This is a genomic window from Candidatus Rickettsia tasmaniensis (genome assembly GCF_036857515.1).
Taxonomy (GTDB): Bacteria; Pseudomonadota; Alphaproteobacteria; order Rickettsiales; family Rickettsiaceae; genus Rickettsia; species Rickettsia rickettsii.
Genome location: NZ_JAQCNX010000036.1, coordinates 1 through 15,748, shown reverse-complemented (window position 1 = coordinate 15,748; position 15,748 = coordinate 1). Strand labels below are relative to the sequence as shown.

Below are 15,748 nucleotides of genomic sequence, written 5' to 3'. Positions count from 1 at the left end.
CAGATATTGCAATTCTTAGCACTATGGGAGCAAGCACTAAGCAAATAATGCTTATTTTTATCTATAACGGAATGTTTATAGGATTACTTGGCACAACACTAGGTGTAATCCTTGGTGTTACCTTTTCTTATAATATTCAAACTATCAAGAATTATTTGGAGCGTATAACCGGTACTAAAATTTTCGAGGCAGCTATTTATTTTCTTTATAGTTTACCTTCAAAAGTAAGAGCTGAGGATATTATTTTAATTACCTCTTTATCTATAATATTGTGTTTTCTTGCGACAATTTATCCTTCTTATAGAGCCTCAAAATTAAATCCCGTGGATGCCCTAAGATATGAATAATACAGTCCTCATTTTAAAAAAAATCTCAAAACATTACAGCCAAGGCAAAACTATTGTTAGAGTACTAGATGATCTTAATCTAACGGTTAATGAAGGTGAATTAATCGCTATAATAGGTTCTTCAGGTAGCGGCAAATCAACTTTACTACATATTGCCGGCTTGCTTGATAAACCTACAAACGGTCAAGTCATCATACCAAATAGCAAGTATCAAAAATATCATCTCATTCGTCTTCATTATTTAGGTTTTATCTATCAACAACATCACTTACTTAAAGATTTTACCGCTCTTGAAAATGTTATTATGCCAAGGCTTATTAGTGGTCTTGATCAAAAAGAAGCAATAGAGGATGCAACAAAGATATTAGATGATTTAGGACTTGGGAAAAAACTCTATAATATGCCCGGAGAATTATCGGGAGGAGAACAACAACGGGTCGCTATAGCTCGGAGCTTAATTAATAAGCCGAAAATTATTTTAGCAGATGAACCGACAGGTAATTTAGATCCCAAAACTACAAATGAAGTATTTAATTTATTTTTAAACGTAGCAAGAGAACAAAATACCGCAGTTATTATGGTAACACATAACCATGAGTTAGCACATAAAATGGATAAATTATATAAGCTAAAGCACGGATTATTAAATATAGCTTGATTTAAAGCTCAAAAATTCTAATAATTATATGTAGGTTCTGTGACGATTTCTAAAAAGATTTAATTTTGGCTCTTTTTTGCTGCAAATTATAAGATTTTTTTGAAAAATGAATAACTATTCCTTCAAAAACCTTATTAATTTTTGCTAAAAAATATCTTAAAATAGTAAATCAATTAGAAATTTTCACAGAACCTAATATTCTTTTAATAAAGGTTAGTAATGGCTGAGCCTATTATATTTACTCTTTTACTTGGAGATGAAGATCGGATATTAAAGAAAATAAACAAGCAGGAAGCTCAAAATAAATTGCCTATTATCCGGCTAGAAGTTAATAAAGCATCACATATACCCGATAAAGAACGTATTTTTTCGGAGATCTTACAAGAATCCCGCAAAAAGGGTAAAACACCGATTTTTAATATTCAACTTAATAACAATAATATACAACCTATTTTTGAGGTACAAGATTTAATTAATTTACAAAATTTAAATATAAAAACTACTATTACTTTTGATCAATATAATTCATTACCCCAAAATTCTGAACTAGAAGCTTATTGGCAGCAAATTATGAAAAAAGTTGATCATGTTTTTTTTACAAATGAAGCAGATCAAAATTTATCTATAGCCGATGGTATAGTACCAAAAGATAAAGCCACTACAATTACGGATATAAGTTTAGTAACATCTGTTTTTAACAATCTTGTATATGATCATAAAATTGATCAATTACTTTCCGGTACCATACCTGATAAAGAAAAGCTAGATAAAATAATAAAAAACGCTAAAAATCAAGGCGGTAGAGTGATTATAGAAACTTGGCCTCTTTCTGCAGACGAAGCAACAAATCTTATCACTGCTAACTTCGGTATTACCTCTGAAGATCAAATTTACGGATTGAAACTCGAAATTAATGAAATCTTAAAAGATTCAAATAATGCTGCTGAAAACTTAAAAAAATATGTATCACAAATATCTAGGCAATTTCAAAAAGATTTAGGTAAAACTGAGGTAAATCCTATTGACTTTAATTTTAATACAAAGAAAGTTATGAATGATAGACCTAAGGATATACAAGTAGAACAAACAACATCATATGAACCTCCAAAAGCAAACCAACCACAACCGCAAGGTTTTTTTAAAAGAATTTTTAACTATTTTAAAGATATAATAACTAGTTTTAAAGAAGCAATATTCGGCAAAAAAGAAGAACCTAAAACTCACGAATCAACAACTCCAACTACGGAAGCAAAGCCGACAATAACAGAAAAACCACTAACCACTGTTGCATCTTCTATAAATCCACCGCAACAGCAAGCTCCCGCTAATAATCAAAAACCATGGGGAAAATTAGGAATTCCACAGGAAATGTATAAGGAATCTCTAAAAGCAGAACAACAATTAGCCAAACCAGTAATAGAGACAAAACAGCAGATACCTGAAAAACAATCATCACCGGTTATAAATACTGAAGATCAAGTTGGTGTTTATAATACAGGAAATATAAAACAACCTACTTATTTATACACTGAAGATGATATAAAAAATATATTGGAAGCAAATATAGATAAGAATATGTTCTCTATATTTCATCATGCCTCTTTAGAAGAGCCGGAAATACTAAAAGATACTCTTCGTGTTACAGTAGAGGATTTAATACTAGATAATAAGCCTGCAATTATACCACTAAATACAGGACATAAACATTGGTTACTCTTAATGGCTAGTAAAGATGATAAAGGTAATATAAACTTTATGTATAATGATCCCTATGGTGAGCCATTGGAATCTCGACCAAAAGTAACAGAATATATTACCGAAATTTATCCCGATGCAAAAATAACAGACCTAAATACCAAGCAACAAGAAAATGTATATGATTGCGGAGTTTTTGTATGCGATAGTGCGATAAAACTTTCTAAAGGGCAAAAAATTCTAACTACTGAAGAATCTAAAGAACAAGGTATAAATTTAAGGAAAGCTCAAGCTAATACATTATTAATACAGCAACAAGCAATAGCGATTGGACACGAATCACGCAAGACATCATCTACAAATAACAAATTTCAAAATCTTATTAACAGCCGAAAAACAAAAGATACTGAAAGGAGTCGTTGATAACAAAAAAACATTAGGTAAAATCTATAATTACTAATATAATTATTTATAGTTAATTTATATTTTAATAAAGAATGACCACCATATTTGTGATCGTTATTATAATAATGATCGCCTTATCTGCTTTATTTGCCGCTACCGAAACTGCTATTACCGCTTCTTCCCCAGGGAAGATTCATAAGCTTAAAATCGCCGGTAATAAGCGTGCTAAAACAGTTTTAGAGGTTCTTAAGAAAAAAGAAAAGGTCATAGGAACTTTATTAATAGGTAATAGTTTAATCAATACTGTTTGTACCACTATTGCTACTACTCTCTTTATTAGCTTTCTTGGAGATAATGGCCCCATTGTTGCTTCCGGCGTTATGGCTTTTATAATTATTGTTTTTGCCGAAGTAGTACCGAAAGCAATAGCCGTTGCTAAACCTGAACAATTAGCATTAAAAATGGCTTCAACTATCGTAATATTTTTAAAGCTTTTCAAACCTATTAATATTACTCTTGATTACATTACAAAAATATTTTGCTTCATATTTCGTATTAATTTAAATCCTCAAATATCAGGAACGGAAGAAGTAAGAGGCGTGATTGAGCATTACCATCAAGAAGGCGGAGTTTATAAATCTGATCGTAACATGCTCGGCGGGATATTAGATATACGTAATATGACGGTATCGGAAATTATGACTCACAGAAGTAGTATTATAGCCCTTAATATCGACCTACCTCATGAAGTAATAATTAAAACTTTATTATCGGGTGCTCATACACGTATACCTTTGTGGCAAGATAATAGAGATAATATAATAGGGATTCTCAATCTAAAAGATTTGCTTAAAGCATTATACGAAAATAATAATGATGCAAAAAAAGTTGATATTAATAAACTTCTAACCCCACCTTGGTTTATCCCTGAGAATGCACTTGTAGTAGACCAGCTACATGCATTTAGAGAACGTAATAATCATTTTGCTTGTGTTGTAGATGAGTATGGTACTCTACTAGGTATTATTACTCTTGAAGATGTTATAGAAGAAATCGTAGGACCCATTACTGATGAACATGATAGACTTAATAATGAAATTATCAAGAAGTCTAATACCGAGTTCATTATAAAAGGAACTACGACTATTAGAGATATTAACCGAGAACTTGATTGGAATTTATCGGATGAAGATGCAAACACTATAGCAGGATTAATAATCCATAAAATTGCTAGAATTCCAAATCAAGGGGAAGTAATTGAAATATTTAATTTAAAGGTAATTATTTTAAAGAAAATTGCCAATAAGATTGATAGCGTAAAAATTACCGTATTACCTACTATCGAGGAAACAATAAGCAGTGAGTGAAATCGGTAATTTCTTACTGCTAACAACGATGTGCTTGTCGGTTATCGGTTTGTCTTTTGTCTTTTATGTCATTCCTGCGAAAGCGGGAATCCATAAAAAATCTCTATTTTACAGACTGGATTCCTGCTTTCGCGGGAATGACAACTACCTAATTACTTTCCCCTTCTACATAGCGGCCTCATGTGCTATACTTGCCTTTTTTACCCTAGTCTATGCTTTTATTATCTCTGACTTTTCACTACAAAATGTTTTCTTAAATTCCAGTACTTTAAAACCTTTAATATATAAAATAGCCGGTAGTTGGTCGAGCCACGAAGGCTCAATGTTATTATGGTTTTGTTTATTACAAATCGTTAGTTGCTGTTATATATTTTTACTTGAAGATAACCGTCTTAAATTTTTATCTATTATTATTCTATCAGCCATACAATTATTTTTTAGCAGCTTTATTTACTTTACCTCCAGTCCTTTTAACGTGTTTTCTTTCATTCCTAAAGAAGGGTTAGGCTTAAACCCGATGCTACAAGATATTGCTTTGATCATCCATCCTCCTCTGCTTTATTTAGGCTATGTTAGCTATGTAGTACCGTTTACTATTGTTTGTGCCTCTATGTCATTCGCATACCCACTTATGTCATTCCCGCGAAAGCGGGAATCCATTAATGACATAAGACTTCTCAAAACATTTTCCAATATCGGTATCTTATTTACTACCATAGGAATTAGCCTTGGTTCTTGGTGGGCATATAGAGAACTCGGCTGGGGCGGATTTTGGTTTTTTGATCCGGTAGAAAATATTTCACTATTTCCTTGGTTATCCGGAATTATGCTCTATCATTCTATAATTGTCACAACAAAAACCGGACGTATGCAAAACTGGACGATAATTTTATCCATCATTACTTTTTTATTAGTAATATTTAGTACTTTTTTAGTACGTTCCGGTTTTATTACCTCAATTCACTCTTTTGCATTCTCACCTGAGAGAGGAATATACTTGCTTGGGATATTTTTGATTATGGGGATTGGTAGTATTGGGTTGTATACTACCACGTCATTGCGAGGAAATGCATTAGCATTGACGAAGCAATCTCAGGAAACTAACCGAGATTGCCACAGCCACTTTCGTGGCTTCGCAATGACGAATTGTGGAAACTCCATACTCCTCGGTAATATATTCCTCCTTCTTAGCCTTATTGTGCTAATAGCTGCCACACTTTATCCGCCAATTTACGCTTTATTCGACGATAAACCTATTATTATTAGTGAAACATTTTTTGTTAATAATTTTATTATATTCGTTATCCCTATTCTTGGTGCCATAGGATTATTTACTACCAGAAGCTCTATTAAAAAACATATTATAATTCTAATATTATCTCTAATAATTACTTATTTAATATCATTAAAAGTAACATTTAGTGTTATATCGATTTTAACTATAATCGCATCTATATTTCTTATGCTTCATAATATTCATTATCTTTTGGTTAAAACTAATTATTGTAGAAATAGACTTAAAGCAAGTAGCGCTAGTATGATCCTTGGGCATTTTGGTTTTGCACTAATTAGTTTTAGTATTACTATGAATACATTATTACAAAGTGAAATGGATTTCACCGGCAGAGTAGGAACAAGTAAAACATTTAACGAATTTAAAGTAACATTGCAAAATATTAAGTTTGCTCAAGGTAAAAATTATTATAGACAAATTGCTGAATTTTGGCTTGAGGATAATAGCCGTAATATAACTATATTAAAGCCGGAAAATAGGCTTTATATAGTTGAAAAGAGTTTATCGCAAGAAAGTGATATATACTCTTACTTATCATATGATCTTTACGCAGTGTTAAGTAATATAGACGGCGATATAATCCATGCTAAAATATATTACAAGCCAACGATGAGCTTTATTTGGCTTGGAATTATTCTTACCACGTCCGGTTTTTTTATTGCACTAATCAGAAAAAATTCTAGCTAATTTGAACCATCACATTTAAGGTTTAAAATTTTTATACTATTCGGATGATCAGCTCCGAATTGTTCTATCTGATTATTACGGAATTTTTCATACCAAAATTTCTTAGGTAAAGTACAACTAGCTTTAGCGGCTGCAAAATACATATTACTTATTTCATACACATTTTGCATATTTTCTTTATAGTTATTCCAATATATATTTTCAGCAGTAGCATAAGTATCTACCGCCTCCTCATTTTGATTAAGTAACACTAGTGCATCCCCTTCAGCAACAAACGTTTTTGCCAAATCTATATCCGGTGATATAATAATCTCTTTGTTAGGTCTAGTTGGATCATTAAGAAAAATTGCTTTAGCTTTTTTATTCTAGAGCTTCGGTAACATCACCTAAACCTAGTTTTGCTCTTGATTTTTGGGTAAAAATTCGTCCAAATACTTGATTTTCCTCTTTTTTACTTGACTTATTCATATCATATACTTTTCTAATAAAGAAAGAGCTTCCTGATGTTTCTTTAAGATTATTTAATATATCTAATTTAATGAGATATGAACCGGTAAGAAATAAATCTTGAGGTTTCATCCCGTTTTCGATACAAGCATTTATAGTATCGTCAATTCTTCTTAATGCTTCATAATTTTTACCTTGGATATTAAATAATTTAGCTTTTGCATAGTATATAGTTGCTATGTCAGTTTGATCTACTAGACTTTTGATTGAACATATCTTCCATCATTTGGATATTTTTTTCTGCTTCTTCTAGATTTCCTAGCTGAATATTGGATATAGCCGAACCGAAAACTACATTACATTTTATGGAATCATATCCTTTCACTTCATCAAATACCTGCTTAGCTTTCGTATCATATTCAATTGCTTTTTTAGGATCTGACCAAGTTCTATAATACCACCCTATGCGTCCTAAATATGCAGCATAAGCAAATTTTTCTTCATTATTCATTGTCCATAATTTAAATTTACCTTTTTGATCGTTTTTATCAAACCAATTTACTAATTTTTTTGAGTTATATAAATCGGAAGAATTAGCATATTGTATTAATAAATTTATAACTCTAAAATTTTATATATCGATATATCGTATTTTTCTGCATTTTTTGTAATTAATCCGGTATAGTTTTAGCATTTCTAAAAATGCGCCCCTTTACTAAACTTTTAGGTATAGAATTTAAAAGATTAGTAACACTACGTTCAAGATATTCTTTATTTCCTTTATCTCCATTTATTTGTAATATTTTTTCAGCTATAACATCATGCATTTCAAATAGCGGATTAACTTCATTAGGTTCAATATTAGAGATCAAAGCAAATTTAGAAAGCTGATAAATATCATCATCTAGACTATGCTTATCTTCAGTAATAGAATTTAATAATTCTTTTGAAAAACTTTGATTATTAAGCAATGCTATCCCATCTAGTAATCTCTTGGCACTAGGCTTTAATTCATTGCTAACAAGTTTTATATTTAGCTCAATTTTATCCTTAGAGGCTTTTATCTTTTTCTTGTATTTCTCTAAGTTTAAACCTTGTATTTGATTTAATATTTGTGCTCCTTAAACTACGAGAATCGGATAACCTCCAAATTCTTGAGTCAAAAAATTTATTAATTCTGGATTTTTATTTTCCAATATATTTTTTGCAAGTAATGCAGCTTCCGGCTTAGTGCAAGCGTTTGCTTTGATTATGTTAGATAATAATTCATCGTCTTGGGAACAAAATATAATATTACCGTTATACTCCCAATTAATAAAATCCTCTATTTTCTTATTCTCGCCTATTTTTAAATTATCAAACACCAATAACCATTTATCTTTACTTGCTAGATAAACCATTAAATCTTTCTTCATCACTGCCATATCTTCTGAAATCACCTATTAATAGTTTTAGATAATTTGAGTAAATACTACTCTATATTTAGATTACAATCAATCAACCAAATTATGTTATAGTTATCTTTATTTTCATAAGCGTACATTCTAGCAAGCTGCGTTTTACCCATACCGCTTACCCCTACTACACTAGATTGCTTATATTTATTAAGATTTTCTTTTAGTTTTTCCAATTGGGATACATGATTTATAAAATAGCTAACCGGTACAACTAAATTGGATATTTGACTTTGAGCAAATATACCTCCGCTTATTAGAAGCATAATAATCACTAATATATATTTTTTTCATAATATTTATTAATTTTAAATTCTTAGCTATAAAAATTTATATCTTTTCAACTAGAAGTTAATAAAATTTTAGGTTAGTGAAGGTATTGCACGGGGTGGAAAAGTAGGTGATGTCATTCACGCATAGGCGGAGGGTTGTTGTACGGCTCGTTTATGTCCTTCCCGCGAAAGCAGGACTCCAGTAATTTAAAGATTATACACAATAAGTTTGTAAAATTAAAAGCTCGATTTATCTCGCTTTTTTCTGGATCCCCCCGGCCTACGCGGGAATGACATATAGTAGGTTTTTTAAGCCATGCAACAAGGCATGTAGGCGGGAAGAAAGAACAAAGCCCCCTTTTTTCAAAGAGGGCTTTTTTTCTTGAGGAACTTATAAACTTGCTAATCGGGAGCGATTAGAAGTTTACACGGACTTTTAGAGTACCTTGATGTGCAGTATATTTACTTGCAATCTGAGCATCGTAACCGATCCCGTACTCCATCTTAGCATCAGATCTTATGCTTGCACTTAAACCTAAATTATAAGATGTTTTAGCGGTTCTGTCAGGCTGGCTGATACACGGAGTAACTTGTCCATCTAATACAGACTGAGTTTTAGATAATCTACCGGTTACTTTGTGAACTACAAAAGCGTGAACTTCCGGATATACCGCAAGATCAGTTATATTCATAGTACCGCCGGCTACTTTAGCACCTACTATTAAATCGGTTCTATTACTAAACTTGCTGTTAACTTGCTTGTTTGCAACTGTTGTACCGGTTTCTTTGTAGTTTTCGTCAGAAGACTTTAAGTAGCTAAGTCCTGCCATTGGAGTTACCAACACACCTTGCATTGCATTGTAATCATAACCGACTGTTAAGTTACCACCGAATGTCATGTTATCGTAATTACCGGCAGCAATTTGCTTGCTCATATTACCGTTAGCATCGAAAAAGTAACGCTGACTTTTGTTCTTCACTTGGTTTAAGCTAAATATTGCACTACCTTGAGCAAAGAAGTTCTTAACAAGCTGCTGGGCACCATATAGAGAGAATGAGAAACCGTTAACGTCGGTTTTATCACCTTTCTTATAATCTTGGTGTTTTATATCAGTTTTAGTGATACCGATAGCAGCACCGATCATTAAGTTATCGTTAGCTAGCGTATCTAAACCGATTATGACACCGGTGGTTTTAGCTTTATAACCAGCTAAACCACCTTTCTTACTTTGATGTGCATCAGTATAGAAAGGTTTTGCCCATATACCGTAAGCCACATTATCAACAGCCTCGTCACCTGCAGCAACCGCAGCCGGTATTGCTCCAGCTTCAGGTCCAACCATTTCAGCAGTACCTAAATATCTAAGAGCACCTAATCTGTTACCAAGTTGAGCTTGGATATCTTTAGCTATATCTAATTGTGCATTAGTTATGGCCGCACTTGTATCGGTAACGATAGCGCCGACAAAGTTAGCAGAATCAGCACTATTTTTAGCTAAAAGAAGATTATTATATGCTGCAGTATTAGTTGCATTTACAAATGTTGTAACGTTCTGACCCACACCCGGTGCACCTCCAAACGGACTATTTGCGATATCATTAGTAACTACGTTTTCTGCATTGTTAGTACGTGTTATTACATAATCTTGGTTAGCAGCACGTATTAAACCGTAATTTACGAAACGATTACTTCCGGTTATAGCAAAGTTAGGACCTCCTAAAGTACCGTTAAATCTAGCACCACCTTGGATTAAAGTATAAGTTTGTGTACCACTGAAATTTGCATTGGCATTATCTTGTACGTTAATAGTTGTAGTTCCTGTGGTTGTTGCATTAACTTGAGCACCTTCCGCGATAACGATGCGACCTATATTACCGTTTGCTAATGTTAAAGTAGTTTCAATAGCAGTATTGTTTCCCCATGTTGAAGTACCACTTGCAAATGTTAAAGTATTTGTAAGAAGATCGATTGCACCGTTAATAGCAGTAGTACCACCGCCTAAAATTATATTAGAATTTAAAATACCTAAGTCATAAGTACCAAAGTCTATGACTTGTGAATAAATATTTCCTTGTAATCCTGCACCATCATCACTACCTGTAAATCTAACAGAAGCTACAGGAGTATCTGAACCACCTATATTACCGACCAATGCATTACCTAAATAAGTTACAGTACCATTATTAGCTTTAGTAGTAACAATCATACTTGTAGAATTAGAAAATATACAGTCAGCAAATCTCACATTAGCGTTACCGTTAATACTTCCAAGAGTAATTTTACCGTCAAAACTTGTTCCGGCTATACCGCCTGTAGTAACAGTGACACCGTCATTAATTGTTGCGTTAGTTGCAATAATATTACCTAAGTTGTTATAGTCTGTAGTAAACGTTACTTGCTTTAACTGTGAAGCACCAATACCTGTGCCTAAGCCATAAACTGTACCAGGGGTATTAGGAACACCACCGCTAAGTGTGACAGTACCTTGATTATTGTTTATAGTACCAATACCTGCATATAATGTAGTAGCATTAACGATTATGCCGTTATCGCTTCCAAGACCTAGACCTACGATATTATTTTGATCACCGATTACTTGACCGTCAGCGATGACACTATCAACACCTAAAACAATCACGCTAGGAACATCAAAACCTGTAGCTGTTTCATTACCTACGGTACTTTTAATTGTTAAAGGAATTGTGTTGCCTGCATCATTGAATGGAATGCCACTAGGTAAGAATAAAGCTGCACCTAAACTTGAATTTTCAAAAGCAATCGTATCAGTCGCAGCACCATGATAATTACCTGCATTACCTATCTCATTAATCACTACGTTACCGGAACCAGAAACCGTTATTTGTTTTAAAGCATCAACAGGTGCAGCTTGTTTGTTTAATGTTACAGTAATAGGACCGGTGTTAACGAATTCTACTATACCGGTACCATCGGCAGATGCAACAAAGTCTGCAGTATAGTTACCACCGATTTGTAAGGTAGAATTAGCTCCAATTGTAGTGTTACCGTTAAATGTTGCATTACCTAAGAACTTAACAGTAGTACCGTTATCTAATGCTACAGTATTAAACTTATTACCTTGCTGTCCACCGACTGTACCGCTTACTATATTGGTTCCACCGGCATTAAAGACGAAAGAACCTACGTTAGCATCGGTAGTAGTAATATTAGTAGCATATAAATTTACACCTTCACTCACATTTAATATAGTATCAGCATGAGCCCCTTTAGATCCAAAATTAATTTCTGCAAGTGGATTTGCAGCACTACCTAAATTTGTACCGGCTGCAAGAGTTGTATTATTATTTACAACAGGATTAAATATTATTTTACCTTGACCGGCAGCATTTGTAGTTCTTGTTATTAAATAAGCATTATGAGCAAATTGTACTGAACCGTTATTTCCAATAACTAACTCGTTAATAGCAACATTACCTCTATTTAAAGCTGTTTTACTTGAGCCAATATTAAATTGTCCAAGAGTTTTATTATTAGCTCCAATAGTACCGATTGTACCGCTAATAGTTAAAGTTTGAGCATTTGTTAGGCTACTCGCATCAACAACGCCTGTTTGATCAGTAGTTATAGCTAAATCAAAATCAACTACAATATTATTTTGAGTGCTTGTTAATTTAATAGTACCACCGTTAGCTTGGAAATCAATCGCTCCACCGACATTAGCACCGATAATATTTGCTCCACCAAGCGTTAATGTTTTTGTAGCATCGTTAGCTAAAGTAATGCCTTGTAACGCAGCAGCACCGCCACCGTTACCTATATCGCCGGTAATTGTAGCACTACCGTCTAAGGTAATCGCACCGGCTGCAAGAGCACCGCCGACAACAGCAGTTTGGTTAACTTTACCGTTTATAACTGTACCATCAGCAAGTTTAAAGACAGAACCGGCATTTCCTAAACGTAACTCGGCAGTATGTGTTCCTGATAATTGGACAACTCCGACACCTGATGCTTCAATTGCTGTAATATTATTTGTCACCGCAACATTTGCATCTGCACTAGCACGTGCTAAAGTACCGTTAGCATCAAAAGTTATCACACCTGCAGTGTTACCGGGATTGCTAGCATCACCTGTAAAATTACCGGTAAGGGTCATAGTATCAGGAACTGTAATCTGTGCTGCAAGATTACCGAAATCAGTAATACCAAAGTTTGAGTTTTGGGTTATTGCAACTTTAGAAGCTGCTGTTTTAAAGGCAGTAGTACCGTCTGTACCAACGTCAACTATGTGTCCAAAATTTACTTGTCCGCCTGCATTAGCACTTTGTATAACCATGTCTTTAGCATAAACTTGTCCAGCGATTGTTGCTGCCTTACCATTATCTACGCTAACAACAAATCCTGTAGCTCTACCTGCGCCATTATTAGTACCTATTACTGCATTAGCAGGGCCTGCATTAGCTATAAGTTGACCGCCTACTGCAACAGTGTTAAATTCGATAATACCTTTTAGATTACCGCCTAAACTTCCTGTAACGTTAAAGTCGGTAGCAGCACCATTCTTACTTAATAATACTAATCTACCCGTACCGTCTGTTCCATTAAAATTAATAGTAGCACCACCTGCTTGTAAATTTAAAGCATTACCATTAGTAGCATCAGTATTGAACATGAAACCTTGACCGTCACCGATATTAATTGCCTGAACAGTAGCAAAACTTTTATCTGAAACTTGAATAAATCCATTAGTAACATTTAATGTACCGTTAATACCATTTACAGCATTACCTCCAAGTATAAGAGGAGCTTTTTGAGTTGTAGGATTTGCTAAATTAAATACTAATGTAGAAGCCGCAGCGCCGAAGTCTATTGTTCCCACACCGCTAAGATCATTATTGGCAATAGCAGCACCACCATTAAATTGTACAACAACATTTTTAGCATTGTGTGTAACAGCAGCTTGTGCATTAGTAATACCTTGACCTGTTATAGTAAGAGTTTTACCAGCACCAAGCGTAAGGTTAAAGGAGTTACCGTTATTAGCAGCATTAGTGATGAACCCTAAGGTAGTATCTGCACTCACTGTCACTGCTAAATTGTTTGCAGTATCTAAAAACAAACCGTTAAAACTACCGGCTGGAGTATTTAAATTAATACCATTATTAGCATTAGCAGTAATAACTGCATTTAGAGCAACCGCAACATTTGCAGGAGCGGCAATTTGGTCAAATCCCGCACCATCAACAGTTGTAGCAGCTCCGTTTGTTGTTCTATTCTGCTGTATAGCAGCACCCATAGCTGAACCTGCAAAACTGGCTACTATGGTAGCTGTAGAAGCAGTTACCAACCCTGCGGAAATTAATTTTTTTAGAAAATTTGGTTTTTGAGCCATAATTTTTGTCCTATATTTAAGTTAAAATTTAGTACCTAGTATTAAAACAAACTTATCAAACGTGAGTCAAGATATCCCACAAAGATATCCCACATTTGATAAGGAAATAACCTAATATTTTGTTTCAATAGTTTCTAAACTACGGGCTGAGCATACTATATATTGTATATAATTACAAGCATCGCTATAGTTTTTTTATAAAGTTTTAATAAATGTTATATTTTTACCACATTGGCGTTATGCCTTATCAGTGTCATCCCGTGGCTTGACCGCGAGATCCAAAAAAAATAACTTAATAAGTATACATTTTTGATTTTTTTAGATGGATACCGCTACAAGCTCGCAGTATGACACCAAGAACTGGATCCCATGGTCAAGTCACGGGATGACATATTTTCGTCTCACGGGATGACGAACTAATTATCCCCCTACTCTTCGTTAAATATTAGCACTTCAGCAGTATTTGCCCATTTTAGCATTTCGTCGTATTTAGTATGCCAAATACACATAATTTCTTTTTCATATTCTACAATTTGCTCTTCTAATCCTTCAAATTGTTTCACCATTTGAAGTGCTTTAGAAAGTATCGTGTCATTAGTAACAAAAACTTTTTTCAAATGACGGTCTTGTTCTTCTTTATAATTTAAATGAGCTGCTCTACCAAGCTCGGCATCTTTATGCATATCTTTACTTCTTATCTGTATTTCAAAATTACGTTTAGAGTGTAAAAGCTGCATTATATTATGAAGAGACTGATAGCCGTTGCTTTTTGGTCTATTGATATAATCTTTGGTGTATAACCAATCTAAATGCGTAGAACTCTTAACTACGTCCAAAGCATTATAGCATAGAGCTTTAGATTTAACTATAATCCTACATGCAATTAAGTCTTTCAATGCATCAATCGGCACTTCTTTCCTTTTCATCTTTTTTAAAACAGAATAAGGTTCTTTAAGACGCATATATATCTCATTTTCTATATCTGCTTTATTTAAATCTTCTTTAAGCAGATTAATAATATCACAAATCAAATCCCCTCCTGCTACCTAAAATTCTCTATATCTCTATTCTTAGTAAATATTACCTATAGCTTTTAGAACTTAAATCCACAAGACTGTTTATAACACTATTCAAGTAATTTATAAAATTAATTCTTTAACTAAAAATTAAAAAAACAGCTTAATAGTAAAAATAAATTTTTTCAATATAATTGTTTAATTAATTTTAACTTAGATTAATTGAATAAGTTCCTTAATAGCCATTTAACGGCTAAATACCTGCCGTTGTGCAGTTCCGTTGTCATCCCGTGGCTTTATGACCACGGGATCTTGCATCACAGACTGTGTCCTAAGATACCGCGGTCAAGCCGCGGTATGACATTAAATGAATAATAGCATTAAGCAATAAACAAGTCAGAAAATTTATCTATAGAACTTTCCGAAACACTACCTAGAACTTCAGACATTTTGTTAAATTCTCCGGTACATTCAAGCACTATATCTACGCCTGCATCTGGGATGACGAACTAATTATCCCCCTACTCTTCGTTAAATATTAGCACTTCAGCAGTATTTGCCCATTTTAGCATTTCGTCGTATTTAGTATGCCAAATACACATAATTTCTTTTTCATATTCTACAATTTGCTCTTCTAATCCTTCAAATTGTTTCACCATTTGAAGTGCTTTAGAAAGTATCGTGTCATTAGTAACAAAAACTTTTTTCAAATGACGGTCTTGTTCTTCTTTATAATT

13 protein-coding genes and 2 pseudogenes are annotated in these 15,748 nt (G+C 33.4%); 5 read left to right on the top strand and 10 right to left on the bottom strand.

Annotated features, from left to right (window positions below; genetic code table 11):
- The 5 genes from O6R16_RS07160 to O6R16_RS07140 form a co-directional block, all read left to right on the top strand.
- A partial coding sequence (locus O6R16_RS07160; RefSeq protein ID WP_499680600.1) for an FtsX-like permease family protein occupies positions 1 to 347 on the top strand: 347 nt, incomplete at its 5' end.
- Positions 340 to 1,005, top strand: coding sequence for an ABC transporter ATP-binding protein (locus tag O6R16_RS07155; RefSeq protein ID WP_499680599.1), 666 nt, complete (start codon positions 340 to 342; stop codon positions 1,003 to 1,005). The genes O6R16_RS07160 and O6R16_RS07155, both read left to right, overlap by 8 nt.
- 219 nt (positions 1,006 to 1,224) lie before the next feature.
- The gene (locus tag O6R16_RS07150; RefSeq protein WP_499680598.1) at positions 1,225 to 3,123 is read left to right on the top strand and encodes a Ulp1 family isopeptidase; all 1,899 of its coding nucleotides are present in this window, start codon (positions 1,225 to 1,227) and stop codon (positions 3,121 to 3,123) included.
- Between the two features lie 74 nt (positions 3,124 to 3,197).
- On the top strand, positions 3,198 to 4,472 hold the full coding sequence (locus O6R16_RS07145) for an HlyC/CorC family transporter (protein ID WP_499680597.1): 1,275 nt from the start codon (positions 3,198 to 3,200) through the stop codon (positions 4,470 to 4,472).
- Positions 4,465 to 6,453, top strand: coding sequence for a heme lyase CcmF/NrfE family subunit (locus O6R16_RS07140; RefSeq protein ID WP_499680596.1), 1,989 nt, complete (start codon positions 4,465 to 4,467; stop codon positions 6,451 to 6,453). Before O6R16_RS07145 ends, O6R16_RS07140 begins: the two co-directional genes overlap by 8 nt.
- Here the strand turns inward: O6R16_RS07140 and O6R16_RS07135 are convergent.
- From O6R16_RS07135 to O6R16_RS07090, 10 genes and pseudogenes are all read right to left on the bottom strand, one after another.
- The gene (locus tag O6R16_RS07135) at positions 6,450 to 6,740 is read right to left on the bottom strand and encodes a hypothetical protein (RefSeq protein WP_499680595.1); all 291 of its coding nucleotides are present in this window, start codon (positions 6,738 to 6,740) and stop codon (positions 6,450 to 6,452) included. The genes O6R16_RS07140 and O6R16_RS07135 overlap by 4 nt on opposite strands.
- A gap of 73 nt (positions 6,741 to 6,813) precedes the next feature.
- Positions 6,814 to 7,032: a hypothetical protein gene (locus O6R16_RS07130; RefSeq protein WP_499680594.1), complete on the bottom strand. Its 219-nt coding sequence runs from the start codon at positions 7,030 to 7,032 to the stop codon at positions 6,814 to 6,816.
- 109 nt (positions 7,033 to 7,141) lie between these two features.
- Positions 7,142 to 7,411, bottom strand: a complete 270-nt coding sequence (locus tag O6R16_RS07125) for a hypothetical protein (protein ID WP_499680601.1) — start codon at positions 7,409 to 7,411, stop codon at positions 7,142 to 7,144.
- A 160-nt stretch (positions 7,412 to 7,571) separates the two neighbouring features.
- Complete coding sequence (locus O6R16_RS07120; protein WP_499680593.1) at positions 7,572 to 7,871, bottom strand: hypothetical protein; 300 nt, start codon at positions 7,869 to 7,871, stop codon at positions 7,572 to 7,574.
- A gap of 150 nt (positions 7,872 to 8,021) precedes the next feature.
- A complete protein-coding gene (locus O6R16_RS07115) occupies positions 8,022 to 8,339 on the bottom strand; it encodes a hypothetical protein (protein WP_499680592.1) in 318 nt (105 codons plus the stop codon).
- A 32-nt stretch (positions 8,340 to 8,371) separates the two neighbouring features.
- Positions 8,372 to 8,620 (bottom strand): hypothetical protein, encoded by a 249-nt coding sequence (locus O6R16_RS07110; RefSeq protein WP_499680591.1) that lies wholly within the window; start codon positions 8,618 to 8,620, stop codon positions 8,372 to 8,374.
- Between the two features lie 422 nt (positions 8,621 to 9,042).
- Entirely contained in the window at positions 9,043 to 13,995 is a 4,953-nt protein-coding gene (gene ompB / locus O6R16_RS07105; RefSeq protein ID WP_499680590.1) for an outer membrane protein OmpB, read from the bottom strand.
- A gap of 428 nt (positions 13,996 to 14,423) precedes the next feature.
- Positions 14,424 to 15,026, bottom strand: coding sequence for a RelA/SpoT-related domain-containing protein (locus O6R16_RS07100; protein WP_499680589.1), 603 nt, complete (start codon positions 15,024 to 15,026; stop codon positions 14,424 to 14,426).
- A gap of 365 nt (positions 15,027 to 15,391) precedes the next feature.
- Positions 15,392 to 15,508, bottom strand: a pseudogene (locus O6R16_RS07095) (ATP-dependent protease); the annotation flags it as partial.
- Positions 15,509 to 15,532: 24 nt separating this feature from the next.
- Positions 15,533 to 15,748: pseudogene (locus O6R16_RS07090) on the bottom strand (bifunctional (p)ppGpp synthetase/guanosine-3',5'-bis(diphosphate) 3'-pyrophosphohydrolase); the annotation flags it as partial.

What these genes read in the sequence shown, in the direction of transcription:
- O6R16_RS07125 (WP_499680601.1), bottom strand. Translation starts at nt 7,411, where the DNA reads ATGAATAATGAAGAAAAATTTGCTTATGCTGCATATTTAGGACGCATA.
- ompB (WP_499680590.1), bottom strand. Translation starts at nt 13,995, where the DNA reads ATGGCTCAAAAACCAAATTTTCTAAAAAAATTAATTTCCGCAGGGTTG.
- O6R16_RS07110 (WP_499680591.1), bottom strand. Translation starts at nt 8,620, where the DNA reads ATGCTTCTAATAAGCGGAGGTATATTTGCTCAAAGTCAAATATCCAAT.
- O6R16_RS07155 (WP_499680599.1), top strand. Translation starts at nt 340, where the DNA reads ATGAATAATACAGTCCTCATTTTAAAAAAAATCTCAAAACATTACAGC.
- O6R16_RS07130 (WP_499680594.1), bottom strand. Translation starts at nt 7,032, where the DNA reads ATGAAACCTCAAGATTTATTTCTTACCGGTTCATATCTCATTAAATTA.
- O6R16_RS07145 (WP_499680597.1), top strand. Translation starts at nt 3,198, where the DNA reads ATGACCACCATATTTGTGATCGTTATTATAATAATGATCGCCTTATCT.
- O6R16_RS07150 (WP_499680598.1), top strand. Translation starts at nt 1,225, where the DNA reads ATGGCTGAGCCTATTATATTTACTCTTTTACTTGGAGATGAAGATCGG.